20 protein-coding genes are annotated in these 24,726 nt (G+C 46.6%); 10 read left to right on the top strand and 10 right to left on the bottom strand.

All coding sequences use genetic code 11. From position 1 onward, the window contains the following. Nucleotides 1-13 precede the first annotated feature (13 nt). On the top strand, nucleotides 14-793 hold the full coding sequence (locus G395_RS0102080; RefSeq protein ID WP_026628545.1) for a hypothetical protein: 780 nt from the start codon (nucleotides 14-16) through the stop codon (nucleotides 791-793). A gap of 62 nt (nucleotides 794-855) precedes the next feature. On the opposite strand, the gene G395_RS0102075 is transcribed toward G395_RS0102080, so the two are convergent. Next, nucleotides 856-1,653, bottom strand: coding sequence for an MOSC domain-containing protein (locus tag G395_RS0102075; RefSeq protein ID WP_026628544.1), 798 nt, complete (start codon nucleotides 1,651-1,653; stop codon nucleotides 856-858). A 27-nt stretch (nucleotides 1,654-1,680) separates the two neighbouring features. After that, complete coding sequence (gene tsaD, locus G395_RS0102070; RefSeq protein ID WP_026628543.1) at nucleotides 1,681-2,679, bottom strand: tRNA (adenosine(37)-N6)-threonylcarbamoyltransferase complex transferase subunit TsaD; 999 nt, start codon at nucleotides 2,677-2,679, stop codon at nucleotides 1,681-1,683. 71 nt (nucleotides 2,680-2,750) lie between these two features. On the opposite strand from tsaD, the gene G395_RS0102065 reads away from it, so the two are divergent. Beyond that, the gene (locus tag G395_RS0102065; RefSeq protein WP_026628542.1) at nucleotides 2,751-7,340 is read left to right on the top strand and encodes a translocation/assembly module TamB domain-containing protein; all 4,590 of its coding nucleotides are present in this window, start codon (nucleotides 2,751-2,753) and stop codon (nucleotides 7,338-7,340) included. Between the two features lie 2 nt (nucleotides 7,341-7,342). Here G395_RS0102065 and G395_RS0102060 read toward each other — a convergent pair whose 3' ends face one another. After that, the gene (locus tag G395_RS0102060) at nucleotides 7,343-7,735 is read right to left on the bottom strand and encodes a hypothetical protein (protein WP_026628541.1); all 393 of its coding nucleotides are present in this window, start codon (nucleotides 7,733-7,735) and stop codon (nucleotides 7,343-7,345) included. A gap of 215 nt (nucleotides 7,736-7,950) precedes the next feature. On the opposite strand from G395_RS0102060, the gene G395_RS0102055 reads away from it, so the two are divergent. From G395_RS0102055 to pafA (G395_RS0102045), 3 genes are all read left to right on the top strand, one after another. Further along, a complete protein-coding gene (locus G395_RS0102055; RefSeq protein WP_026628540.1) occupies nucleotides 7,951-10,761 on the top strand; it encodes a M16 family metallopeptidase in 2,811 nt (936 codons plus the stop codon). A gap of 124 nt (nucleotides 10,762-10,885) precedes the next feature. Further along, nucleotides 10,886-12,562, top strand: a complete 1,677-nt coding sequence (pafA, locus tag G395_RS0102050) for an alkaline phosphatase PafA (RefSeq protein ID WP_026628539.1) — start codon at nucleotides 10,886-10,888, stop codon at nucleotides 12,560-12,562. A 63-nt stretch (nucleotides 12,563-12,625) separates the two neighbouring features. After that, the gene (gene pafA, locus G395_RS0102045; RefSeq protein ID WP_026628538.1) at nucleotides 12,626-14,284 is read left to right on the top strand and encodes an alkaline phosphatase PafA; all 1,659 of its coding nucleotides are present in this window, start codon (nucleotides 12,626-12,628) and stop codon (nucleotides 14,282-14,284) included. Between the two features lie 83 nt (nucleotides 14,285-14,367). On the opposite strand, the gene G395_RS0102040 is transcribed toward pafA (G395_RS0102045), so the two are convergent. From G395_RS0102040 to G395_RS0102030, 3 genes are all read right to left on the bottom strand, one after another. Further along, entirely contained in the window at nucleotides 14,368-14,802 is a 435-nt protein-coding gene (locus tag G395_RS0102040; protein WP_026628537.1) for an NfeD family protein, read from the bottom strand. Nucleotide 14,803: 1 nt separating this feature from the next. After that, the gene (locus G395_RS0102035; RefSeq protein ID WP_026628536.1) at nucleotides 14,804-15,718 is read right to left on the bottom strand and encodes an SPFH domain-containing protein; all 915 of its coding nucleotides are present in this window, start codon (nucleotides 15,716-15,718) and stop codon (nucleotides 14,804-14,806) included. Nucleotides 15,719-15,846: 128 nt separating this feature from the next. Continuing rightward, nucleotides 15,847-17,010 carry an acyl-CoA dehydrogenase family protein gene (locus tag G395_RS0102030; RefSeq protein WP_026628535.1) on the bottom strand — a complete coding sequence of 388 codons (1,164 nt, stop codon included), beginning with the start codon at nucleotides 17,008-17,010 and terminating at the stop codon, nucleotides 15,847-15,849. 212 nt (nucleotides 17,011-17,222) lie between these two features. Between G395_RS0102030 and G395_RS0102025 the strand changes: the two genes are divergently transcribed. Together G395_RS0102025 and G395_RS0102020 are read left to right on the top strand one after the other, a co-directional pair. Next, nucleotides 17,223-18,539, top strand: a complete 1,317-nt coding sequence (locus tag G395_RS0102025) for a UDP-glucose dehydrogenase family protein (RefSeq protein ID WP_026628534.1) — start codon at nucleotides 17,223-17,225, stop codon at nucleotides 18,537-18,539. 38 nt (nucleotides 18,540-18,577) lie between these two features. Further along, nucleotides 18,578-19,570: a UDP-glucuronic acid decarboxylase family protein gene (locus tag G395_RS0102020; RefSeq protein WP_026628533.1), complete on the top strand. Its 993-nt coding sequence runs from the start codon at nucleotides 18,578-18,580 to the stop codon at nucleotides 19,568-19,570. Between the two features lie 79 nt (nucleotides 19,571-19,649). Here the strand turns inward: G395_RS0102020 and frr are convergent, their stop codons facing one another. The 4 genes from frr to dusB form a co-directional block, all read right to left on the bottom strand. Next, nucleotides 19,650-20,210 carry a ribosome recycling factor gene (gene frr, locus G395_RS0102015; RefSeq protein ID WP_026628532.1) on the bottom strand — a complete coding sequence of 187 codons (561 nt, stop codon included), beginning with the start codon at nucleotides 20,208-20,210 and terminating at the stop codon, nucleotides 19,650-19,652. Nucleotides 20,211-20,238: 28 nt separating this feature from the next. Next, entirely contained in the window at nucleotides 20,239-20,958 is a 720-nt protein-coding gene (gene pyrH / locus G395_RS0102010) for a UMP kinase (protein WP_026628531.1), read from the bottom strand. Nucleotides 20,959-21,021: 63 nt separating this feature from the next. After that, a complete protein-coding gene (locus G395_RS0102005; RefSeq protein WP_026628530.1) occupies nucleotides 21,022-21,558 on the bottom strand; it encodes a biotin/lipoyl-containing protein in 537 nt (178 codons plus the stop codon). After that, the gene (gene dusB, locus G395_RS0102000; protein WP_026628529.1) at nucleotides 21,552-22,541 is read right to left on the bottom strand and encodes a tRNA dihydrouridine synthase DusB; all 990 of its coding nucleotides are present in this window, start codon (nucleotides 22,539-22,541) and stop codon (nucleotides 21,552-21,554) included. Before dusB ends, G395_RS0102005 begins: the two co-directional genes overlap by 7 nt. 65 nt (nucleotides 22,542-22,606) lie before the next feature. On the opposite strand from dusB, the gene G395_RS0101995 reads away from it, so the two are divergent. The 3 genes from G395_RS0101995 to G395_RS0101985 are packed head-to-tail and all read left to right on the top strand — an operon-like array spanning nucleotide 22,607 to nucleotide 24,625. Then, nucleotides 22,607-23,578: a CPBP family intramembrane glutamic endopeptidase gene (locus G395_RS0101995; protein ID WP_035360212.1), complete on the top strand. Its 972-nt coding sequence runs from the start codon at nucleotides 22,607-22,609 to the stop codon at nucleotides 23,576-23,578. 20 nt (nucleotides 23,579-23,598) lie between these two features. After that, the gene (locus G395_RS0101990) at nucleotides 23,599-23,820 is read left to right on the top strand and encodes a putative signal transducing protein (RefSeq protein WP_026628527.1); all 222 of its coding nucleotides are present in this window, start codon (nucleotides 23,599-23,601) and stop codon (nucleotides 23,818-23,820) included. Then, complete coding sequence (locus tag G395_RS0101985; RefSeq protein WP_026628526.1) at nucleotides 23,792-24,625, top strand: phosphatidate cytidylyltransferase; 834 nt, start codon at nucleotides 23,792-23,794, stop codon at nucleotides 24,623-24,625. The genes G395_RS0101990 and G395_RS0101985 overlap by 29 nt, the downstream gene beginning before the upstream one ends. The last annotated feature ends 101 nt before the right edge of the window (nucleotides 24,626-24,726 follow it).

The raw sequence follows: 24,726 nt of genomic DNA, 5'->3' as shown, positions 1-24,726 counted from the left end.
ACAATTCTCAATCATGAAAAGAATCACACTCCAATTTTCATCCCTGCTAGCAGCGCTTTTCCTCTTCGCTTTTTCCTGCCAGGATCACGTAACGCCCGAACCAAAGCCAGAGCCCGTTGCAGAGGATGCACAGGTTAAGACAATGGAAATATCATTTTCGGATGAGGTTATCAATGACCTGACTTTCAGGATGTCATTTGAAAAAATCGGAACGCGGCCCATATCGGAGTACGGCGTTCTACTTTCCTTCAAATCGCCAAACAGTGATGAGTTTACCGAAGTCCCTACGTTATCAAATCAATACACGAGCGCTCTGAAATTTGATGGCGCTGCAACACTAGGACAGCAGTCACTGCTAAGAAAAGCTGTTGGATTTGATGATTTTGAAAACCTCTACTTCCGAGCTTATGCAAGGCAGGCAAATGGAACAGTAGTGTATGGCGAAGTTTTAAAGTTAAGGCCAACACGTGTCCCGGCATTGAACCTGACCTTAATTAAAAATCAAAACGGGGCAGTAACAGCAAAACTTGATGTAATGTCATTGGGATCGTTTTCCATTACTGAATACGGTGTCGCGTACTCTTACAAAACAACTTCAAATGGAGCTGTTAATACGGAGCCGAGGGTCGGTGATAAAAAAGCATTGTATATGATGCCCCTCGCAGTAAGTGCTCATTTTGTAAATCTTCCCATTGAAGGGGGAGTTTTTGAAAAGCTTTATGCAAGACCGTACTTGAAACTCACAAATGGTCAGTACTACTACGGTGGTGTTCAAAATTTGAACGGGAATTAATTCCAAAGCAAAAAGCTAGTAAGGTTGTCGCATTGAGTGGACCGGGCCACTCAATGCAACAATCATTCAATAACTTCCAATTCGTCCCCTTCCCGGACTATCCCAAAGTTACTTGCAACGAGGTTTTGACCGAATAGTACTTTGTTGTTAACCCGTCTGTAAGTGGCAAGTGTTTTTAATGGTTCGGGTCCTTTTTGTCCCGTGGCGGGGTCGACAGTTGTCAGTACGCACCGACCGCAAGGTTTTACGATTTCAAAATCCAGTTCTCTCACTCGGATACGCTTCCATTGATCTTCTTCGAAAGGCATTGTTTCAGCAATCACGAAATTTGGGCGAAGACGGACCATGGAAATTGGTTCTTCTAACCGGGAATTTAACTCGTCCAGCGAGGCCTGAGAAATGACAAGGAATGGAAAACCATCCGCAAAACTCACATTCTCTCCATGGCTGGCATATTTTGGATCTGCCTTTCGCTCGGTTGATTCCGGCATCATAACAAGCCTTACGCGCATGTCCAGTTGCGCAGAGAGCCAGGCATCCGCTTCATCAGAAACTGTTACCGCATTCACAATGTCGTCCCAGATGGTTACAGAGACCTTTTCCCCAGAACCAGGTTCGTAAGGAACGATCACATTGTTTTCAGGATTATTTCTCAAAAATATTTTCAGTCCACTCGATTCCAGCGCGACATCGATCAGGGCCATTTGACCAAAAACCCTTTGCGTGATAAACACATTGTTTTCGTCAATGATCAGCCAGCGACGATCGTACTGCAGGCCTCTTTCTTCGACATTAGCCTCGGTAAGGCGAATTCCACCCAACGACTTGACCGGATAGATCCAGATTTCTGATAAACGCATTGTTCAAAGATGTTTTATTCATGACTTTTAAAATTCCATCCGGGCCAGCGGACTTACGGTTTGATCCGTAAAATCCTTGGCTTCAAACTTGTAATGCGCCGCCATCGCAATCATGGCTGCATTATCTGTGCAGTATTCGAATGCCGGAATGTACACTTTCCACCCTAGTTTTTCGCCCAATTCAAGCAGTGATTTCCGTAATCCCGAGTTCGCAGAGACACCGCCGGCGATTGCAATTTCCTTAATGCCCGTTTCCCGCGACGCCTTTTTTAGCTTTTTCAACAGAATGTCCACCAATGTAAACTGAATGCTCGCACAGATATCATTGATATTTTCTTTGATAAAATCAGGATTCTCGCGCACCCGTTTTTGCAAAAAATACATAAATGAAGTCTTGATCCCACTGAAAGAAAAGTCCAGCCCAGGCATTTCAGGAAGCGGGAACGGGTAAGCATTAGGGTTACCCAAAGCGGCATATTTATCGATCAACGGTCCGCCAGGATAGGGCAGATCGAGCAATTTCGCTGTTTTATCAAATGCTTCGCCCACTGCATCGTCTTTTGTCTCACCAATAATTTCCATTTCCAAGGGACCTGTAACCTTCACAATCTGCGTATGCCCGCCGCTGACGGTCAGGCAGAGAAAAGGAAATGCAGGTTTGGGATCATCGATGAAATGCGCCAGCACGTGTGCCTGCATGTGATTGATTTCTATCAGTGGAATGTTAAGCCCCAAAGCCATGGATTTGGCAAAGGAAGTGCCCACAAGCAAAGCGCCTAATAACCCCGGTCCTTTGGTAAAAGCAATGGCATCCAGGTCTTTTTTTGCTACTTTTGCATCGTTCAGCGCGTTATCGACCACAGGTAGAATGTGTTGCTGGTGTGCCCGCGAAGCAAGTTCGGGAACCACGCCGCCATATTGTGTGTGAATCAGTTGCGTAGCAACAACATTGGAGCAGATTTTCCCGTTAGTGATTACGGCTGCGGAGGTTTCGTCACAAGACGATTCAATGGCGAGGATATTCATATTTGTTGAACTATAGTCGCAAAATTAAGCATTAACAATAAGATAAGCGGTATCCCGCCGCGAAGCTGTATATGTTAAAATTCCTGAAGGCGTTTGGTAATGGTCTGATCGTAGTGATCATCTTCGCGCTGCTGGCGCTGGGAATTGTGACCATTGCGCTTCAACTTCCTTCCGTCCAAACCTGGGCAGTTCAGCGTGTTACCAGCAACATTTCCGAAAAGCTGGGTTATCCCATTACCATCGAAAAAGTCAACATTAAGTGGTTCGACGTGGTTTCCCTCGAAGGGATTTCGGTGAAGGACACGAGCCAGAAGGACATGATTGACGTCGGCAGGATTGATGTTAATCTGGACCTTAACAACATTATTGAAAACGCTTCAAAAGAAATTTATCTCGATGAAGTGAATGTATATCAGCCTAATGTGCACCTGGCCATTATACCCTCCTCAGGCTCATTGAACATCGATGGCTTCATCGAACGCATTAATGAGCTCACCGCGCCGGCTGTTCCGCGCCCAAAAAACGCACCAGAAAACAACACGCCTTTTATTATCGGAAAATCAAAAGTCATCGACGGCACATTCCGCTATGACGATCCGCGTCAGCCCCGTGATAAGGGCGCCAGGACTTTTGACTATTCCCATTTTGAGCTGAACAAATTAAATGGGGACCTGAGAAATTTTTTGGTTCAGGGCGACACCATTTCCTTTCTGGCCCGAAACCTGGAAACGGTCGATAAGCAGACCGGCCTTACGATGCACGATCTGGAAACGCGTTTTTTGTTTTGCCAAAAAAAGATGGAGCTCAAAGAGCTGGACGCACACATTGGGAATTCCCACTTGAAAGACGAAGTTATATTTTACTATAACAGATCGGGCGAGCTGGGCGACTTCAATCATAAGGTCCGGATGAAAGGGCATTTGGTGGGAAGTCGTATTGATTCCAAGGACCTGGGGCTTTTTTCGAGTTATGTTGATAATCTAAGTGAAACCTGGCGCATATCGGGCGATTTCAATGGCAAAGTCGATGATTTCATGGTGTCGGATATGGACCTGCACTTCGGAAGAGGGAGCCGTTTGGTTGGTAATGTTGGTTTTCAGGGACTGCCGAAGATTGAAGGTGTAAAAATGGACATTCAACTGTCACTTTCAAAAGTGGAACCAATGGACATTATCCAGTATTATCCTGAATGGGATATGCATTCCACGCTTTCGAAGTTTGGCCTCACATTACTGGATGGCACATTTAAAGGAACATTGGAAGATTTTGCTTTAAATGCTTCGGCTTCTTCTGATATGGGCGAAGTGGCGGGCGATCTCGTTTTCCACATTGCCGACGCACAGTCAACCACCTATTCCGGAACGATTAAAACGGCTGCTTTCAAGCTGGGTAAGTTATTGGATGACGAGGAAACCTGGCAGGAGCTGGATTTTGATGGGAAGGTTTTTGGCAAAGGGACGGAGTTAAAATTTGCATCTACGGATATGAATGCAACCGTCGGACGGGTTGGGTTTCAGCATTACAATTACAGGAACATTCAGCTCAAAGGAAATATACAAAATCAGTATTTCAATGGCCTCGTTGTTGCGCGTGATAGCAATCTGATCGCCAACATTGAAGGAGAATTTGACCTTTCAAAGGCGCAAAATGCATTTGATGTGCAAGGGACCATTGAACGGGCGAACCTCAAAGACCTTGGTTTTACGAAGGAGGCCATCACACTGCGCACGCAACTGAACGTTAATCTGTCCGGTAATACATTTGACGCGCTGACAGGCGATGCCAAGCTGCTCGACACGTATTTACTCATGTCCGAAAAGGAAAGAAACCTGGTCATGGACACGCTGGTTTTCTCATCGCGCCAGATCGCCGACAGGAGGATACTGAAATTGGAAAGTGAGTTCCTGACTGCCAAAATGGATGGAAATTTTCTTCCAACCGCTGCTTACAAGGACATTAGCCGAATTCTGGCCGAATACAGACTTTACTTCTTCGAAAACGAAGCAAACAGGACCGAATATTATGCCAAAAAGCCGGCTACCACCTCATTAAGCCGTTACCAGATCGATTATGCGGTGGAAACCAGGAACCTGTCGCGCTTTCTCGCATTCCTTAGCCCCGATGTGCATATTTCAAGAGGAGCTAAGGCTGAGGGTGTCTTTAAAATGGATAACACGGCTTTTTTAACATTAAATGCAATTTCGGACACAGTTCGTTATGGCACGAATGAATTTGTGAAAGCGGAAATCGATGTGACAACTTCAAAGTTTGTGAACTCAGCGGAAGTTTTGGCTTCCATGCTGGTAACGTCCGAAAATCAGAAGATAAGCGCACTGGTCCCTACTGAAAAACTGGAAATTGAGGGAACCTGGGACGTTGATCACATCGATTTTAATGGCGCATTGAGTCAGGTAGCCAGCACGAATAATGCTAATCTGGCCGGTGAAATCCGTTTCCTGCCCGCTGGTTTGGACATTAATTTTAAAAATTCGAAGCTTAATCTTTTAGAGGAAACCTGGAATGTGCCTTCTGAAAGCTTCATTTCTATTGTAGGGCGTGAAGTGACGATGTCCAATTTTGGCCTTGTGAGTGGCAAGCAGCGGATTTTCGTGAACGGCACGGCTTCGGAAGATCCAGAGAAAAGCATGGTGCTGGACATCAAAAATTTCAGGTTGTCCAGTTTAAATGCATTGTTAACCACGCAGTTAGCAGGGATTATGGATGGCTCTGCGAAGGTGAAGGACATTTATAATGATGTTGTACTGGATGCCAATTTCAGTATTGAAAGCCTTGGCTATGGTCAGTATGAATTTGGAAATTTATCCGGGACTGGGGATTGGGACCAGAGTAGGAGTGAGCTGGAAATTGATGCGCAGCTGAACAAAGATGCACGGCGCGTGTTCAATCTCACCGGCGCCTATCGTCCCAAATTAAGCGCCAATACGCTGGATTTGAAGGCTATTTTCAACAATTTTGATTTCAAAGGTCTCGAACCGTTTGCTACGGGGCTGGTTTCGGACATCAGCGGGACGGCCAAAGGGGTAGTGACGATCAAAGGCGTGGTGAATGCACCGATCCTTTCTGGTTCTTTAATGGTGGATAAAGGCCGGATGAAATTCGATTATCTGCAATCGATCTTTACTTTCAGTGATAAGATCAACTTTACCGAGAGTGAAATTACATCCGATAACATGCTCATCACGGATACGGACGGAAACACGGCCAACCTGCGCGGCGGGGTTTTTCATGATGGTTTCAAGTACTTTTCACTCGGTTTTAATGCGGATTTACACAATTTCAAAATCCTGAATACAACCGGGAAGGATAACAGCATTTTTTACGGAACAGCTTATGTTACAGGCCCGGTCGCTGTTTTTGGCCCCATTGACAACCTTAACATAGAAGCCAATGTGACTAGCAACAAAGGCACCAAAATCCACATTCCGCTGGACGGCGCTACGGAAGTGGCCACGCAGGATTACATTCAGTTTGTCAGCAAAATGCCACCGGCAGACAGCACCGCAAAATCAGGCGATTCAACGGCAAGAAGCCAGGTTGCAGGGGGTATTAAGATGGATTTTAATTTCAACCTGACGCCTGATGCAACTTGCGAGATCATTTTTGACAGGCAAACCGGCGACATTATCCGTGGAAACGGCAGCGGCAGGCTGAACCTCAACATTGATACAAAAGGCGATTTCACGATGGCCGGCACGTATGAAATTGAAAGGGGAGAATACAATTTCACATTACAGAATGTCATTAATAAGAAATTCAGCATCAAACCGGGAAGCCGCATTGTGTGGTCCGGTGATCCTTATGGCGCGCAACTGGATGTGAAAGCAGGTTATACACAAATGGTTTCCCTGGCCGGCGTTTTGCCGAATACCAGCACCACGGAAACAGGAAATGATGCATTATCGCGCCGCTATCCGGTGGAAGTGACTATTGCGCTTTCGGAGCAACTGATGTCGCCACAAATCCGCTATGACCTGAAAGTGCTCGATAACCCATCATTAAGCACATATCGCGGGCAACTGGAAGCATTTCAGAATAAGTTGAAGTCTGACGAGCAGGAACTGAGCAGACAGGTGAGCAGTTTATTGCTTGTAAATCAGTTGCTTCCCGAGGCAAGTCTGGCGGCGGTGGGGAGTCAGAATTTCCTGGGCAGCAGCATTAGTGAGCTGGTTTCCAATCAGATTAGCCGCTGGGCTTCGGGTATTAATGAGAACCTAGAAGTGGGGGTTTCAGGACTTTCTCTGGATCAAAATGCGCTTAATAACCTGCAATTGAGGTTTTCTTACCGCTTTCTGAACGATCGCTTCCGCGTTACGCGTGACGGACGTTTTACTTCCGGGACCCAAAGTGCGAACGGCGCATCACAATATGACGCGGCCAGCTTGCTGGGTGAATGGACTTTGGAATACTGGCTTAATCCCAGTGGTTCGGTGCGGGTGAAAGCCTACAACAGGAATGTATTGAACTCACTTGTCTTAAACTCGGTGACAACCGGTGGTGTGAGCATGCAGTTTACGCACAGTTTCAACCGCATTTCTTTGATGCCGAAACCATCAGTAAAAATCCCCTACGTGCCTGCCGACACAACCAGGCAGGACACAACGGTCAATAAAATGATCTCCAAGAAAGATCCAACGCGTTGAAACTATTCGCCGCGGTATCTCACAGCTAGGCCGCTGAGCATGTAGCCCTCACTTTTTACGCTGGTGTAATACTTGTATTTGACATTGATAATCGCATCAGCACCGATTTTTTGAGCCTTGATAACCAAACGCGCAGTAAGCAACTCCTTGGTTTTGGCATCATTACCACGATACATCATGCGCTTATCCTGCGTTTGACGGGCGGTAAGAGAGTCTTCACTGGTAATTTCCACAACCCCGATCTCCGAATAAGGCCGCTCCAGCGGCTGGTTATCATAAAGCACTTCAATAGGATATTTTGTATTGGTTGAAATAGGGATGCCCGAGGCACAGCCCGCCAGGATAATGATGGCGGACAGGAATAGCAGGCGGGTTATATTTTTGATTGACGTCATTTATTATAATTAAATCATATATGTTTAAAACTGCTATTCTTCTCCCAGAATTCCTACTGACGCCGGAAAATATGTATAGTAGTTGAAGCCTATACACCAAAACGTTGTCATTCTGTTGCACCGGATTTTATTTCGCCATTTATCCCTAAGTCATTGCTAAATGCGAGAATCTGCGTTATTTTCATGCAATCTAAATCTCACATAATCTTCTGGATATGGTCATGAATTTTAAAAGAAGAAATGCATTCCGTGGCAAAGCTGTTATCGGTCTGCTGCTAACCTCCCTGATCGCCGCTCCGTCCTTTTCGCAGGATCTGCCGAAAGGGGTAAAAAAGGTCACTTCGGTAGAAGGGATCACTGAATACAATCTGGAAAACGGGCTGAAAGTGCTCATGTTTCCGGACCCGTCCAAGCCGACTATTACGGTGAATGTAACTTACCTGGTGGGTTCCCGCCACGAAGGTTATGGAGAGACAGGCATGGCGCATTTGCTGGAACACATGGTGTTCAAAGGCACGCCCAAGCATCCGAACATTCCTCAGGAGCTCACAGAACATGGAACCAGACCGAATGGAACGACCTGGTATGACCGTACCAATTATTATGAAACATTCTCGGCAACCGAGGAAAACCTGAAATGGGCATTAGATCTGGAATCGGACAGAATGGTAAATTCGTTTATTGCCAAAAAAGATCTGGACAGCGAGTTCAGCGTGGTGCGCAATGAGTTTGAATCTGGTGAAAACAGTCCTTTCCGCGTTTTGATGGAGCGTGTGATTTCGGGTGCATTTCTTTGGCATAACTATGGAAAATCAACCATCGGAAACCGTTCCGACATTGAAAGGGTGCCGATTGAAAATTTACAGGCTTTTTATAAAAAATATTACCAGCCGGACAATGCAGTCCTGACTGTTGCCGGAAAAATTGACGAAGCCAAAACGTTGGCAATGATCAATGATTATTTTGGTAAAATCGCAAAACCGGAACGTGTATTACCCAAATCTTACACGTCTGAACCGACGCAGGACGGGGAGCGTTTTGTGGAGCTGAAAAGGACAGGCGATGTGCAAATGCTGATGGCGGCTTACCACATTATGCCCGGCTCGCACGCCGATTATCCCGCCATGGAAGTACTTACCGAGCTGTTAACAGCTGAACCCAACGGCCGACTTTACAAAAATCTGGTGAATACAAAGAAGGCTTCTTCTGAATTCGGATTCAGCTTTCAATTGTTTGATCCGGGATTTGTGCTTTTCGGAGCGGAGATTTTAAAGGAAAAATCTCTGGATGAAGCTAAAAAAGCATTTACAGCCACACTGGATTCGGCTGCGGTCTTAAAACCTTCCAAAGAAGACATTGAGCGTGCAAAAACGACCATTCTGAAAAACTGGGATTTGGAATTCCGTAATTCCGAAAGGGTAGGACTGAGCATCAGCGAGGCCATTGCAACTGGCGACTGGCGGCTGGCATTCCTTTTCCGGGATAACATTCGGAAAGTTTCGCCGGAGGACGTCTTCCGCGTTGCGCAATATTATTTCCGTCCGTCCAACCGCACATTAGGAACATTCGTGCCGGAATCCAACCCGGTACGAGCTGAAATCCCGGAAGCGCCGAATGTAGCAGAATTAGTGAAAGGCTATAAAGGTGAAGCCGTTGTAGCAGAAGGAGAGGCATTTGATCCGTCGCCCATGAATGTGGAATCCCGCACGACGCGCGTTGAAAAGCCTAATGCCATTGAGATAGCCTTGCTTCCTAAAACGACGAGGGGCAATGTAGTCGCAGCTAAAATCATATTGCGCTACGGGGATGAAAAGAGCCTGATGAACAAAGCGACCATTTCCGATCTCACGGGGTCCATGCTCGACAAAGGCACAAAAACAAAGACGAGACAGCAGCTCAAAGATGAATTCGACAGACTGAAAGCGCGGGTTAGCTTCTTCGGGATTAATAACCAGGCTGGGGCGAACATTGAAACGACGAAAGAAAACCTGCCTGCTGTAATGAAGCTCGTTGCGGAAGTTTTGAAGAATCCTGCTTTTGATGAAACAGAATTTGAAAAATTAAAACAGGAGGAACTGGCCGGAATTGAATCGCAACGGAGTGAACCCCAGGCAATTGCATTCAACCAGTATCGCCGCATTGTAACGCCTTATCCAAAAGGAGACATTCGTTACGTGGGGACATTTGATGAAGATGTGGAGAGCATTAAGGCCACGACCATTGACCAGATCAAGCAGTTCCACAAAGATTTTTATGGTGCTAACAATGCTTCCGCAACAGTTGTAGGGGATTTTGACAAAGCGACACTTCAAAAGATCATTAATGACGAATTCGGAACATGGAAAAGTGCGAAACCATTTACACGCGTTGCTTCCCCTTATGTAGCTGTGAAAGCAGAAAATAAAATGGTGGAAACGCCGGACAAAGCCAATGCCATGTTTATAGCGGGCCTTAATATGCCTCTGCAAGACACAGACCCGGATTATCCGGCATTGGTGATCGGCAATTATTTGTTGGGCGGAGGCTTTTTGAACTCCCGGCTTGCCACACGTATTCGCCAGAAAGATGGGTTAAGCTATGGTGTCGGATCACAATTCTCTGCAAGTTCTTTGGATAAGAGCGGCACATTTATGTCCTATGCGATTTACGCACCTCAAAATGCAGAGAAACTGGAAGCTGCATTCAAAGAAGAGATCGAGAAAGCAATGAAGGAAGGTTTTACGGCTGAGGAATTGAAAGCGGCGAAATCGGGTTACCTGCAATCCCGGCAGGTAGGACGCTCGCAGGATGCTTCACTGACCAACGCATTGGCCAACAACCTTTACCTCAACCGGACTATGCAGTGGGATGCAGATTTTGAGAAGAAGATCGAAGCATTGACCCCGGAACAGATTAAGGCCGCATTTAACAAACACATTGATTACAACAAGCTGGTGATCATTAAGGCGGGTGATTTTGCAAAGGCCAAAAAAGGAGCGCCTGCAGCCGCTGCGCCTGCACCGCTGGGTGGAAGCGAGAAAAAATAAAGGCTTTTATATTAAGGGAGAATTAAACCGGCGGCAAATTGCTGCCGGTTTCTGCTTTTAAAGCAGTACATCTTTATCTTTGCCCAGTATATAAGGAAACCTTTATCGCTACAATGCGTCTCCAATGAAATTGATAAAAAACCTGACATTAAGATTACTGATTGCAGGACTCATCATCAGCCCCTCCGTTTTTAGTCAATTCAAAACAAAACCTGCCACGGCTAACCCTGGCAAACTTGCCCGCCCGAAGCTGGTTGTGGGCATTGTGGTGGATCAGATGCGCTATGATTATCTGTATCGCTATTACGACAAATACAAAGAAGGCGGTTTGAAGAGATTGATGAATGAGGGGTTCAATTGCCGGAACAACCATTATCATTATGCACTAACCGTCACTGCCGCAGGACATTCGGCTGTTTACACAGGTTCGCTGCCCGCCATTAACGGCATTGTTGGGAACGACTGGTACGATGCGCAAGCCGCCAAAACCGTCTACTGCACAGATGACAGCACGGTAGCAACCGTAGGAAGCAACAATGGGGCAGTGGGCAAAATGTCGCCGCGTAACCTGCTCACCAGCACCGTAACGGACCAGTTGCGGATTGCAACCAATTTTCGTTCAAAAACAATTGGTGTAGCGATTAAGGATCGCGCTTCAATTTTACCGGCCGGACACGCGGCATCAGGCGCTTACTGGTTTGATTCAAAAACAGGAAATTTCGTAACAAGCACTTATTACCGCGACAATCTGCCGGACTGGGTAACTGCTTACAACAACCGTAAAATGCCTTCGGAATATTCCAAAGCGGGCTGGAAGTTGTTGTTGCCCGTTGAAGAATACACGCAGAGCACAGCGGATGATGTGGTTTGGGAAGGTAAAATTTCCGGCGAGCAAAAATCCATTTTCCCGCATGAGCTTATCGGAACTGCCGGTGATGCTTACACAGTGATCACCACTTCTCCGTGGGGCAACACCATGACCAAGGATATGGCGATTGCGGCTATTAAGGGTGAAAATCTGGGTAAGGGAGCGGATACCGACTTTCTGGCCGTAAGCTTTTCAACGCCAGACCGGATCGGCCATGCATTCGGGCCCAATTCCGTTGAGCAGGAAGATAATTATCTGAAACTGGATATGGAGTTCGCCGATCTGTTCAATTTCCTGGATACGTGGACTGGAAAGGGTAATTACACGGTTTTCCTGACAGCGGATCATGGCGCGATGGACGTGCCTGCATTCTGGAAAGAAAACAAGCTGCCCGCTGGCTTAATGAGTGCGACCGCATTGACGCGTGCTGTTGTGAAATCATTGAATGACGCCTATGGTGAAGGCGACTACATTTCAGCTTTTGAAAATTATCAGCTTTATCTGAACAAGGCGCTTTTGAAGGAAAAGAAAGTGAGCATTGCCGACGCTTACCAGGTTGTGCGCACCGCATTGCTGCCCATGGAAGGCGTTGCCGATGTCTTGAACCTGACCGACATTAACCGTGCTCCCTTGAATACATATCAACTGGAAATGTATAAAAACAACATTCACGCGAAGCGCACGGGAGAAATTCAGGTGATTGTGCAGCCGGGCTGGTTCGCGTCTTCATATGCAACGGGAACGGATCATGGAACGCCCTATAATTATGATACGCACGTGCCGTTCCTGCTTTACGGTTGGGGTGTGAATAAAGGTGAAACATTGCGCCGGACCACCATTGCTGACATCGCGCCAACAATTTCTGCATTGCTGGACATTCTGCCACCAAGCGGAAATGTGGGTAACCCCGTGGAAGAAGCATTGAAAAAGTAATTTTAGTCCCTTGCTGGCTTCGTTGGCCGCAAGGGTTTTTTGTTTAATAAATATTCCTGAACCGTGAGAAAAATATGCTTAAAAGCGCTGCTGATACTGCTTTCCGTATCTGCATTCGCCCAGACTTCTAAGAAAGCGTCCTCCCCGAAATCATCGCCCCTTGCCCGTCCCAAGCTTGTAGTCGGTATTGTTGTGGATCAGATGCGTTACGATTATTTGTATCGCTATTACGATCAATATCAGGAAGGTGGTTTTAAAAGAATGATGAATGAGGGTTTCAACTGCCGGAATAATCATTACAGTTATGCATTAACTGTGACCGCTGCCGGTCACGCATCCGCCTATACGGGCTCGGTGCCAGCGATTAACGGCATTGTCGGCAATGAATGGTTTGATCCCATTACCAGGCAAAGCGTTTATTGTGTGGAAGACAGCACGGTGAAAACGGTAGGAAGCAACAACCCGACAGTTGGCAAAATGTCTCCCAAAAATTTGCTGACCAGCACAGTTTCGGATCAGTTAAGGATTGCCACCAACTTTCGTAATAAAACGATCGCTATAGCGATTAAAGACAGGGGATCTATTTTACCGGGCGGGCACACTGCGAATGGTTCCTATTGGTTTGATTCCAAAACAGGAAACTGGGTGACGAGCACCTATTATATGGATGATCTGCCACAGTGGGTAAAGGATTATAATGGCAAAAAAATGCCTTCGGCTTATCTGCAAAAAGGCTGGCAATTGCTGCTTTCTGCGGATAATTACGGACAAAGCTCGCCAGACGATGTGGATTGGGAAGGTAAATTGCCCGGCGCCAAAAGGCCTGTCTTTCCTTATGATCTGGCTGGTTTAGCTGGCGATGCATTTGGTGTGGTCACGGATACGCCCTGGGGCAACACGATTACCAAAGAAATGGCCATTGAGGCGATTAAGGGAGAAAATCTGGGAAAAGGAAAGGATACGGATTTCCTGGCCATCAGCTTTTCGTCGACAGACAAGATCGGGCATCGGGTAGGGCCTAATTCCATAGAACAGCAAGACGATTTCCTGCGCCTGGATCGCGAATTCGCTGAGCTTTTCGGCTTCCTGGACAGCTGGGTGGGCAAAGGCGACTACACCGTTTTCCTGACAGCCGATCACGGCGTTGTGGACGTTCCGGGATTTGCAGCGGCGCATAAGCTTCCTGCCGGGCTGGTCGAACGCAGGGTTGTAAATGCGACCGTCGATAAAGCATTGGATGACGCATTTGGTAAAGAAAAATACGTTCTGAGCAGAGAAAATAACCAGCTGTATTTCGATCACGCCCTTTTGCAAAAAAATAAAATAACCGTTGCTATGGCGACAGAAGTGATCCGGGAAGCATTGCTCAAAGTCCCTGGCGTAGCCGACGTTTTGAACCTGACGGACATGGGAAAAGCGCCTTTGAACACCTATCAGCTTGAACTTTACAAAAACAATGTGAATGCAAAGCGTAGCGGCGACATTCAGATCCTTGCCGAGCCGGGATGGTTTTACGGAACGCCAACGGGAACTTCCCATGGAACACCCTACAATTACGACACGCAGGTGCCTTTCGTTATGTTTGGTTGGGGGATAAATAAAGGAGAAACGTTGCGCCGGACTTCGGTTTCGGATATTGCGCCTACTATTTCTGCATTGCTGCACATTTTGCCAGCCAGCGGAAACATCGGAAATCCGGTGGAAGAGGCGATTAAGAAGTAAGTTGTTGCATAAAAAGAGGCTGCATAGGGGAGATGATCCTTGATATGCAACCTCTTTTTGTTAATGTTTCTGTTTGACCTTATTCAGGATTCTTCGACAATGAGCAGAATTCCGTCTGCTTTTTTAATCACCACTTTACTTCCGGCTGTGATGGAGGTGTGGTTTTCTGAATTGGCTTTCCATTCCGCGCCACGGTAATAAATTTTGCCTTCTCCCTGGGCCGGAATGTCTTTGATGACCATGGCAGTTTCACCTACAAATTCATTGTATTCCGCCGCGCCTTTGCGGTCCAGCAACCGGCGCGCATGCTTGCGTAATACAAGCATCGAGACCAGCGAAATAACAGAGAAAGCAATGATCTGACTTTCAGTGCTGCCGAGCAGGCCTATGGCGGCCAGCAGGGAGGTGAACAATGCACCGATCGCGAAAAACACGAAAACAAGTAAAACACTGACCAGTTCTGCAATTAGCATGATCAGTCCGACGATGAGCCATATTTGCGGCAAAGACAAATCCATACTATTTCTTTTGTTCTGATTTAACAACAGTAAGCGCGGTGGCGATCAATGATCCCATATCTGCCAGGTTGGCGGGCAGAATAAGCGTATTGCCTGCTTTGGCCAGTTTCCCAAATTGTTCCACATAATTTTCTGCCACTTTGAGCTGCACCGCCTCCACGCCACCTTCCATTTGAATGGCCTGGGCCACCAGCTTAATGCTCTCGGCAGTGGCTTCCGCCACCGAGCGCAACGCCGCTGCTTCCCCTTCCGCCTCATTAATCTGTCTCAATCTGAGACCCTCCGATTCCAAAACCACTTTTTGTTTCTGACCTTCGGCAACATTGATCGCCGCCTGCTTCTCACCGTCGGACTGCAAAATAACAGCCCTTCTTTCCCTTTCTGCCTGCATTTGTTTTTCCATAGCAATCAAAACGCTCTGGGGCGGCGTGATATTCTTGATCTCGTAACGTAAAACTTTCACACCCCAGCCTGTAGCCGCCTCGTCAATGGATTCCACGACGGCGCGGTTAATGGTCATCCTTTCTTCAAATGTTTTGTCCAGATCAAGTTTTCCAATTTCACTACGCATGGTTGTTTGCGCGAGCTGGATCACGGCAAATGTATAATCTGCAATGCCGTATGCAGCTTTTTTAGGATCAATCACCTGAATGAAAATGACACCGTCCATACGCACCTGAACGTTATCGCGCGTGATGCAGATCTGTTCGGGAATGTCGATGGCGGTTTCCTTAAGAGTGTATTTATAGGCAATGCGGTCGAAAAAGGGGATGATGAAGTTGATGCCGGGTTGCAGGACGGCGTAGAATTTACCCAGCCGCTCCATAATGTAAGCGGTTTGCTGCGGGATCACTTTCACGGTCATCAGGATCGTGAACACTACGAGGACAAGCAACACGATAAGTGGAGTGGTCATATCAAGTCAGGTTATGGTCTATTGCGAAAATAGCCATAACATGACTTCCTTCCTACTGCTTCATGCATCAGTATTACGGAAACTTGCTCGTCGGCTTAAGATGGGGATGGATGGTTACGGCTGTATTACTATTTCAATATTTCTTTTGATATAACCATTTTTTGAATTTCACTTGTGCCCTCGCCAATGGTGCAAAGCTTGCTGTCGCGGTAGAACTTTTCGGCTGGATAATCCTTCACGAATCCGTATCCGCCAAAGATCTGAACGGCTTCGTTTGCGACCCTTACTGCTGTTTCGGAAGAGTGATATTTAGCAACTGAGCTCGCCAGCGCCACTTTTTGTCCGGCATCCTTCAATGCTGCAGCATGAAAAGTAAGCAATGTGGATGCCTGAACGTCGGTATACATGTCGGCCAGCTTGAAGGCAATCGCTTGAAAATCACAGATCGCTTTGCCGAATTGCTTCCGTTCTTTGGAATAAGCCAGCGCGGCTTCATAGGCACCCAATGCAGTGCCTACGCCCAACGCAGCAATGGAGATCCGGCCACCGTCCAGGACTTTTAATGATTGAATAAAACCATCGCCTACATCGCCCAGCCGCTGACGGTCGGAAACGCGGCAATCCTGGAAAATAAGCTCTACGGTTTCGGATGCGCGCATACCGAGCTTGTCCTCTTTGCGACCGGATGTGAACCCCGGTGTGCCCTGCTCAATGATGAATGCTGTGGCGCCGTGCTTGTCGCCGGGCTCACCGGTTCTGGTAACGATCACGGCCACGTCTCCCGATTTCCCGTTGGTGATGAAATTCTTGGAGCCGTTGATGATCCAGTCGTCGCCGTCACGCACAGCCACGGTCTGCATATTGCCCGCGTCCGAGCCTGTGTTAGGTTCCGTAAGTCCCCAAGCGCCTACGTTCCGGCCGGATGCCAGTTTGGGAAGATAGGTTTGTTTTTGCTCCTCGCTGCCGAACATTAATATATGATTTGTGCAAAGCGAGTTGTGCGCAGCCATGGATAATCCTACCGAAGGATCTGTTTTGGAAAGCTCAATGATCGCCGTCACATATTCTTTATATCCTAATCCGGATCCGCCGTACTGCTCCGGCACCAGCATGCCCATCAGGCCCAATTCGCCCAGGCTGTTAAACAATGTTTTAGGGAATTGCTGTGCTTCGTCCCACTCTCTGATATAAGGCTTTATATGGATTGCTGTAAAGTCTTTGACTGTCTCACGGATCAGGTCGCAGGTTTGTTCCCGCTGGCTTTCAACTGAATCCTCTTTTATTAAGTCCATATTTGCTGATGATTATATTATGTTATTCAATGTTAGCAAGATTTGTATAAAAATCACCATCCGTAAACGAACAAATCCTACAAGAGGAGGTGAGGATTCATTTAAAAAAAGTTACTTTTGCATACCTCAAAAGTTAGCCGTCTTGGTTAAGTACAAATATTTAACGTTAATTAATAAGTCTCAAAACAGCTATATAATAATTATCACATTTTATGAAAATCGCAGTTGTAGGAACAGGGTACGTAGGTTTGGTTACGGGAACATGCTTCGCCGAGACGGGCAACCAGGTAACCTGCGTTGACATTGATGTCAGAAAAGTTGAACGTTTGCAGAAGGGCGAAATTCCCATTTATGAGCCGGGTCTTGACGTGCTTTTTGATCGCAATGTTGCGGAAGGTCGTTTGTTGTTCACAACCAATCTCGCAGAAGGAATTAAGGATGCAGAGGTTATTTTTCTTGCACTTCCAACGCCTCCGGGTGAAGATGGTTCTGCCGACTTGAAATATATCCTGAAAGTTGCCGACGATCTGGGACATATTATGGAACAATACGCGGTAATAATTGATAAAAGCACTGTTCCTGTGGGAACTGCTGAAAAAGTACATGCAGCCATCGCAGCCAATGCAACAGTTGAATTCGATGTGGTTTCTAACCCCGAGTTCCTGCGTGAAGGTGTTGCTGTTGAGGATTTTATGAAGCCAGACCGCGTTGTGGTTGGAACCTCCTCTGAAAAAGCGAAGAAAGTAATGGAGAAATTATACGCTCCATTGGTTCGTCAGGGTAACCCTGTTATTTTCATGGACGAGCGTTCTGCTGAAATGACAAAATATGCCGCCAACTCATTCCTGGCCATGAAAATCACTTTCATGAACGAGATCGCAAATCTTTGCGAAAAAGTAGGTGCTAATGTGGACGATATCCGTCGTGGTATCGGAACAGACAGCCGTATCGGAAAGCGTTTTCTTTTTGCCGGAATTGGTTACGGCGGAAGCTGCTTCCCGAAAGACGTGCAGGCACTTGCCAAAACATCAAAAGATTACAACTACGATTTCCGCATCCTGCAATCAGTAATGGATGTGAATGATGACCAGAAGAAAAAGCTGTTGCCAATGGTTGACAACTATTTCGGAGGAAGTCTGAAAGATAAAACAATCGCTGTGTGGGGACTTGCATTTAAGCCTTATACAGACGATATCCGCGAAGCACCGGCTTTAGAAAACATTCAGGCATTGCTGGCAGGCGGCGCGAGAGTGACCGTTTACGATCCAGAAGCGATGACGAACGTTAAAAACATACTTGGCGATAAAGTAACCTTCTGCCATACACCATATGCAGCCCTGGATGATGCAGATGCGCTAATGATCTTCACAGAATGGCCGCAGTTCCGTACACCTGAGTTTGAAAAAATGAGTAAGCTGCTTAAAAATAAAGTAGTTTTTGACGGAAGAAACCTCTATGAACTGGAAACAATGCGCGAAATGGGTTACACTTATTTCAGCATTGGACGCGAAAAAGTCGTTCCGGCCTGAGGAAGTCAAATTTCAACATTAAACCTATCTCATTTTAAATGAAACGTGTATTAATAACCGGAGCGGCGGGTTTCCTGGGCTCACACCTTTGCGAGCGCTTCCTGAAAGAAGGCATGTACGTGATCGGGATGGATAACCTGATCACAGGGGATATGCGCAATATTGAGCATTTGATGCCTAATCCGAACTTTGAGTTCAACCATCACGATGTTACGAAATTCGTACACGTGCCGGGTGAGCTGGATTACATCATGCACTTCGCATCGCCTGCCAGTCCTATTGACTATTTAAAAATCCCTATCCAAACCTTGAAAGTAGGTGCGATGGGAACACATAACCTGCTTGGCCTTGCCCGGGTTAAAAAAGCACGTTTTATCATTGCTTCCACATCCGAAGTGTACGGTGATCCATTGGTTCATCCGCAAACAGAAGATTACTGGGGCCACGTAAACCCGATCGGGCCACGCGGCTGCTATGACGAAGCAAAACGTTACCAGGAAGCGATCACGATGGCTTACCACCGTTATCACGAGCTGGAAACGCGCATTGTAAGGATCTTTAACACTTACGGACCAAGAATGCGCCTCAACGACGGACGCGTATTGCCGGCATTCATCGGACAAGCATTGAGAGGTGAGGACATCACGGTGTTCGGTGACGGAACGCAAACACGTGCATTCTGCTACGTAGATGACCTTGTGGAAGGCATTTATCGATTGCTAATGAGCGATTATTCGTTGCCTGTTAACATTGGTAACCCTGCTGAGATTACGATCGGAGAGTTTGCTGAGGAAATTATAAAGCTGACCGGAACGGATCAGAAAGTGATTTATCAACCCTTGCCACAGGATGATCCGAAACAGCGTCAGCCGGACATTACACTGGCAAGAGAAATCCTTGGCTGGGAGCCAAAAGTTACCCGTGAAGAAGGTTTGCGTATCACTTACGATTATTTCCGCAACCTGCCTAAGGAGAGACTTTACGAAGAATCTAACCACAGAGGATTTGAAAGTTTCAGCGCCTCAAAATAAGAGATACTTTAGAATGATAGTAAACAAAAAATCCCGCGGAAGCGGGATTTTTTGTTGGTAGGCTATTAATATAAAATCACTACACTTCCATAATCTCTTTTTCTTTCGCATTGAAAATCTGCTCCACCTTGGTAATAAAGCCATCGGTCAGTTTCTGAACGCGGTCTTCGCTTAGCTTCACCAAATCCTCTGCAACACCTTCTTTCGTCAGCTTGCGCAATGAATTGTTTGCATCCTGGCGAATGTTACGAATGTTGATCTTCGCCGTCTCAATCTCGTTTTTCGCACGCTTCACCAGTTCTCTTCTGCGTTCCTCGTTCAATGGCGGAACCGAAATACGGATCATTTCTCCATCATTCGAAGGCGCGAAGCCCAGGTTTCCGTTACGGATCGCTTTTTCAATGTCGTTAATGATCTTTCTCTCAAACGGCCTGATTGCGATCGTCCTGGCGTCGGGAGTGTTGATCGTTGCCACATTCTGCAATGGCGTCATGGAACCGTAATAATCGATCTGAAGGCCTTCCAGCATTTGAGGAGATGCTTTTCCGGCGCGTATTTTACCTAGTTCAATGATCAGGTGCTTGATGGCGCCTTCCATGGTGTCCTTAGCGTCATCCAGATATAATTCTATTTCTTCCATTATTTTGTAATAATATATTGTATTACTGCTAGTTAGATATCAATGTTCCCACTTCTTCGCCCATCACCAGATCGTACAGGTTACCAGGCTTGTTCATATCAAAAACGATGATCGGAACATTGTTTTCCTTGCAAAGCGTAAATGCCGTCAAATCCATGATTTTCAGGTTTTTGGATAATGCTTCGTCGAAGGTAAGTTGGGTGTATTTCGTAGCAAGCGGGTCTTTTTCAGGATCGGCTGTGTAAACACCGTCTACACGTGTTCCTTTCAAAACCACTTCGGATTCCGATTCGATGGCACGAAGTCCGGCTGTTGTGTCTGTGGTGAAATAGGGGTTACCCGTTCCGGCGCCAAAAATAACAACACGTCCTTTTTCCAAGTGACGGATCGCGCGGCGGCGGATCAAAGGTTCGCAAACCTGCTCCATTTTGATCGCAGACATTAAACGCGTGTTTACTCCATGTTTTTCAAGTGAACTCTGAATGGCCATACCATTAATTACGGTGGCCAGCATGCCCATATGGTCGCCCTGCACTCTGTCGATGCCCGATTTTTCGACGGATGCGCCGCGGAAAATATTTCCTCCTCCGATCACGATGGCAATCTGAACACCTACTTCGGCAATTCTCTTGATTTCCCGAGCGTAGTTGTCAAGAATATTGAAGTCGATAACCTGGCCTTTGTCGCCGCCATTAAGTGCTTCTCCGCTCAATTTCAGTAGTAAACGTTTATATTTTGGTTCGGGCATGATTGTGAGATAGGTGTTTTCGACCGTAAAAATAAGCGTAGGAAGTTAAGATTAACAAGTAATTTATTGAAACTCGAGCAATACCTGGTTTTTTTCAACAATTTCACCAGCCGCAACCTTCAATGTCTTCACGACTCCGTTTCCGGAAGATTTGATCGTGTTTTCCATCTTCATGGCCACCAGCACGAGTAATGTGTCGCCCTTTTGGATCGTATCGCCTTGGGCAACTGCAACGGACTGGATGAGCCCGGGCATGGGCGCTTTTACATTATTGATCTTGGCGCTGCTGGCGTTTTGCAATCCCATTCCTTCCAGGAGCAGGTCCAGCTCATCCTTTGCTTTGGTATGAATGTGCTGGCCGTTGATGAGCAGGTGAAACGTTTTCTCTGCAACATTGTGTTCGAGGACTTCAATGTTGTAAGATCTGTTTTTCCAAATGGCGTGAAAACGGTTGTTGCCGAGCGCTGTAATGTCGCCATCAAACGGTTCGCCGCCTATGGACAGGGTGTTTTGCTCGTTATTGATCTCAAAAACATGCCCGGTTGACGCGTCATCACCATGTTCGGTTGCCGGGGCATCGGATACAGCGATTTTCAGCATAATGCTTCGCTGTATTCGTGGACAACTTCCTGCAAAATCCCGTCGAGCTCTTCGTAGGTCATGCCTTCAACCAGCCGCATGCGGAAGGGTTTGAAATGATCGAGTCCTTTGAAATAACTGGTATAATGCCTGCGCATTTCAAAAACACCCGCCACCGGGCCTTTCCAGCGGATGGAAAATTCAAGGTGTTTGCGGCAAACGGCAACGCGCTGTTCCATTGTAGGCGGAGCCAGCTTTTCGCCCGTTTTCATATAATGTTTAATCTCGTTGAAGATCCAGGGATTGCCAATCGTTGCGCGGCCAATCATGATGCCGTCCACGCCGAACCTGTTTTTGTATTCCAAAGCCTTTTCCGGAGAATCCACATCGCCATTCCCGAAAATCGGGATGGTAATGCGCGGGTTGTCCTTAATCATCGAAATCAATGTCCAGTCTGCCGAGCCTTTGTACATCTGTACGCGCGTGCGGCCGTGAATGGATAATGCCTGAATGCCGATATCCTGCAAGCGTTCCGCAACTTCCTGGACATTCTTTGTATTCTCGTCCCAGCCCAGCCGCGTTTTTACAGTTACCGGCAAATGCGTTGATTTCACCACCGCATCGGTCATCTTGACCATTTTAGGAATATCCTGCAACAATGCAGCGCCGGCGCCGCGGCAAGCCACGTTTTTCACCGGGCAACCATAATTGATATCGATCAGGTCGGGATTTACGCGGGATGCGATCTCGGCGCATGAACCCATTGTTTCAATGTCGCTGCCAAAAAGCTGAATCCCTACCGGCCGTTCATATTCAAATATGTCAAGCTTCTGCACACTTTTCGCCGCATCGCGGATCAATCCTTCCGACGATACGAATTCCGTGTACATCAGATCCGCCCCGTTTTCCTTGCAAACCGCCCTGAAAGGAGGATCACTTACGTCCTCCATCGGTGCCAGAAGCAGTGGAAAATCACCTAACGCTATGTTTCCGATTTTTACCATCTCACAAAGGCTGACGCCTATTCCTTATTTTTAAATTCATAATTAACTGTAAATTTACATCAATTATGCAAAATAGTAACCCTATTCAGTTAGTTTCCCGTGTACCCGGCATAGGAGGCAGTTTATTGGTCCTCATTGGCTTTGTGCTCATTGGTATGGCGGTGGGCAATATCCTGGCGGTTATGGTGCTTGCGCTTTATTTGCATGTGGATACCAACAGCATTACCGGTGTATTAACTCAATTACTAAGCAACCCGGGCGAAGTTCCCAATGGTTGGTATGCATTAATGTTGCTCCAGGGCACGGTCCATTTCTTTTCCTATCTGCTTCCTTCGCTTGTTTTCTGGATTTATATAGATCGTAAATCGATCGCTGAATTTGACTTCCGTCCCAAACCCGCTTTCAGGATCTGGTTACTGGCATTTTTGCTAGTTCTGGCTTTTATCCCGGTGAACAGTAAGTTTATAGAATGGAATGCGGCCATGAAGTTGCCGGATGCGTTGTCGGAGCTGGAATTGTGGATGAAGGAGAAAGAGAACCAGCTTTCGGTGATGACAGCTTTTATGACGGAGTATACACAGTTCGGCCAGTTGCTGGTTGCATTGTTTGTGGTGGTTTTATTGCCGGCATTAGGGGAGGAAGTGCTTTTTCGCGGCGTTATCCAGACCAAGCTGATCAAGCTTTGGGGAAACCCGCATGTGGGGATCTGGGTTGCGGCGGCTATTTTCAGTGCTATTCATTTCCAGTTTTACGGATTTTTGCCCCGGATGATGTTGGGGGCAGTGTTTGGTTACCTATATTACTGGACCGGAAACATCTGGGTGGCTATACTCGCCCATTTTGTCAATAATGGCTTTGTGCTTGTGATGATGTATCTAAACAACATTGGTGTGGTAAGCATTGATGTGGAGGAAACAAAGTCAATGCCGGTGATGCTGATCTTATCTTCGCTGCTGGTTTCTGCTGGCATATTGTTTTCTATACGAAAAACGAGTGCGATGCAGAAAGGGCCATTGCTTGTGGATAAGGAGTTTTAAATCAATATTTTAAATTATATATGGCTGAAAACTGGGTGAAGGCTTATCAGAGCGCGCAAGTGATGCGGGCTGATATTGCCCGTGAAATTTTAGAGCAAAACGGAATTGCGGCTGTCATCGTTGACAAAAAGGATAGCAATTATCCGGTATTCGGAATGTATGAAGTGCACGTGCCGGCTGGTGATCTTTCACAGGCCCAAATGATAATAACGAATGAAGGAGCGCTTAACGAATCTGAATAATTTACAGCAAAGGACAATCACTGCTCTGGCAGGTGTATTTGTGATCATTAGCTGCATCCTTTACAATGAATTGACCTTCCTGCTCCTTTTTTGCACCATCAGCTCGCTTACCCAACTGGAATTTTACAAGCTCCTTGGCCTCGACGGAAACCAGCCGCTGACATATTATGGAACATTCTGTGGCACAGTCATGATGTTACTTGCGTATCTGATAGAGCAAGACATTGTGCCATTTGAAAATTACTTCATAATCAGCCCGTTGCTATCGATGATATTCTTTATCAAGCTGTATAAAAAGAATGACCTGAAACCCTTTACCAACATTGGTTTTACGTTTCTGGGCATCATTTACGTGGCGCTTCCTTTTGCGCTCATCATTGTGATGGCGATGCGCGGCGGGAATTACAATTATGAAATCGTGCTGGGAAGCCTGCTTTTACTCTGGGCTTCGGACATCGGTGGTTATTTTGCAGGGACGAATTTTGGAAAAAGAAAGCTTTTTGAGCGTATTTCTCCCAAGAAATCATGGGAAGGAGCGATGGGAAGTGCGGTGTTCGCGGCCTTTATCGCCTTTGCCCTCGGTTATTATTTCCGTACCTTCGAGCCCTGGAAATGGTATTGCATCGGGGCCATTATTGTGGTAGTGGGCACTTACGGCGATCTGGTAGAGTCCCTTTTCAAGCGGAGCATTGCCATTAAGGACTCGGGAAGTAGTATTCCGGGTCACGGAGGCTTTTTAGATCGGTTTGATGGTCTGCTTCTTTCGGCTCCGTTTATCGTCACTTTTTTAAAGCTTTTTTCCTAGCAGCGCGAGTAAGTCTGGATGAGCAGGCAATCCGTGAGGCGGTAAGTCGTTTTTAAATCAGGAACAGAAATTTAGCAACGATTACAAATGCGTTTGGTTTA

It is taken from the genome of Dyadobacter alkalitolerans DSM 23607 (assembly GCF_000428845.1).
Taxonomy (GTDB): Bacteria; Bacteroidota; Bacteroidia; order Cytophagales; family Spirosomataceae; genus Dyadobacter; species Dyadobacter alkalitolerans.
Note: the sequence above shows the minus strand (reverse complement) of the source record. Positions and strands in the feature narration are given on the sequence as shown.

Bases quoted from the DNA above. Each gene is read 5' to 3' on its own strand.
- G395_RS0102005 (WP_026628530.1), bottom strand. From the start codon at position 21,558: ATGCTGAAAATCGCTGTATCCGATGCCCCGGCAACCGAACATGGTGAT.
- G395_RS0101995 (WP_035360212.1), top strand. From the start codon at position 22,607: ATGCAAAATAGTAACCCTATTCAGTTAGTTTCCCGTGTACCCGGCATA.
- G395_RS0102025 (WP_026628534.1), top strand. From the start codon at position 17,223: ATGAAAATCGCAGTTGTAGGAACAGGGTACGTAGGTTTGGTTACGGGA.
- dusB (WP_026628529.1), bottom strand. From the start codon at position 22,541: ATGGTAAAAATCGGAAACATAGCGTTAGGTGATTTTCCACTGCTTCTG.
- G395_RS0102030 (WP_026628535.1), bottom strand. From the start codon at position 17,010: ATGGACTTAATAAAAGAGGATTCAGTTGAAAGCCAGCGGGAACAAACC.
- frr (WP_026628532.1), bottom strand. From the start codon at position 20,210: ATGGAAGAAATAGAATTATATCTGGATGACGCTAAGGACACCATGGAA.
- pafA (WP_026628539.1), top strand. From the start codon at position 10,886: ATGAAATTGATAAAAAACCTGACATTAAGATTACTGATTGCAGGACTC.
- G395_RS0102065 (WP_026628542.1), top strand. From the start codon at position 2,751: ATGTTAAAATTCCTGAAGGCGTTTGGTAATGGTCTGATCGTAGTGATC.
- G395_RS0102075 (WP_026628544.1), bottom strand. From the start codon at position 1,653: ATGCGTTTATCAGAAATCTGGATCTATCCGGTCAAGTCGTTGGGTGGA.
- G395_RS0101990 (WP_026628527.1), top strand. From the start codon at position 23,599: ATGGCTGAAAACTGGGTGAAGGCTTATCAGAGCGCGCAAGTGATGCGG.
- G395_RS0101985 (WP_026628526.1), top strand. From the start codon at position 23,792: ATGAAGGAGCGCTTAACGAATCTGAATAATTTACAGCAAAGGACAATC.
- G395_RS0102080 (WP_026628545.1), top strand. From the start codon at position 14: ATGAAAAGAATCACACTCCAATTTTCATCCCTGCTAGCAGCGCTTTTC.
- G395_RS0102020 (WP_026628533.1), top strand. From the start codon at position 18,578: ATGAAACGTGTATTAATAACCGGAGCGGCGGGTTTCCTGGGCTCACAC.
- tsaD (WP_026628543.1), bottom strand. From the start codon at position 2,679: ATGAATATCCTCGCCATTGAATCGTCTTGTGACGAAACCTCCGCAGCC.
- G395_RS0102055 (WP_026628540.1), top strand. From the start codon at position 7,951: ATGGTCATGAATTTTAAAAGAAGAAATGCATTCCGTGGCAAAGCTGTT.
- pyrH (WP_026628531.1), bottom strand. From the start codon at position 20,958: ATGCCCGAACCAAAATATAAACGTTTACTACTGAAATTGAGCGGAGAA.
- G395_RS0102040 (WP_026628537.1), bottom strand. From the start codon at position 14,802: ATGGATTTGTCTTTGCCGCAAATATGGCTCATCGTCGGACTGATCATG.
- G395_RS0102060 (WP_026628541.1), bottom strand. From the start codon at position 7,735: ATGACGTCAATCAAAAATATAACCCGCCTGCTATTCCTGTCCGCCATC.
- G395_RS0102035 (WP_026628536.1), bottom strand. From the start codon at position 15,718: ATGACCACTCCACTTATCGTGTTGCTTGTCCTCGTAGTGTTCACGATC.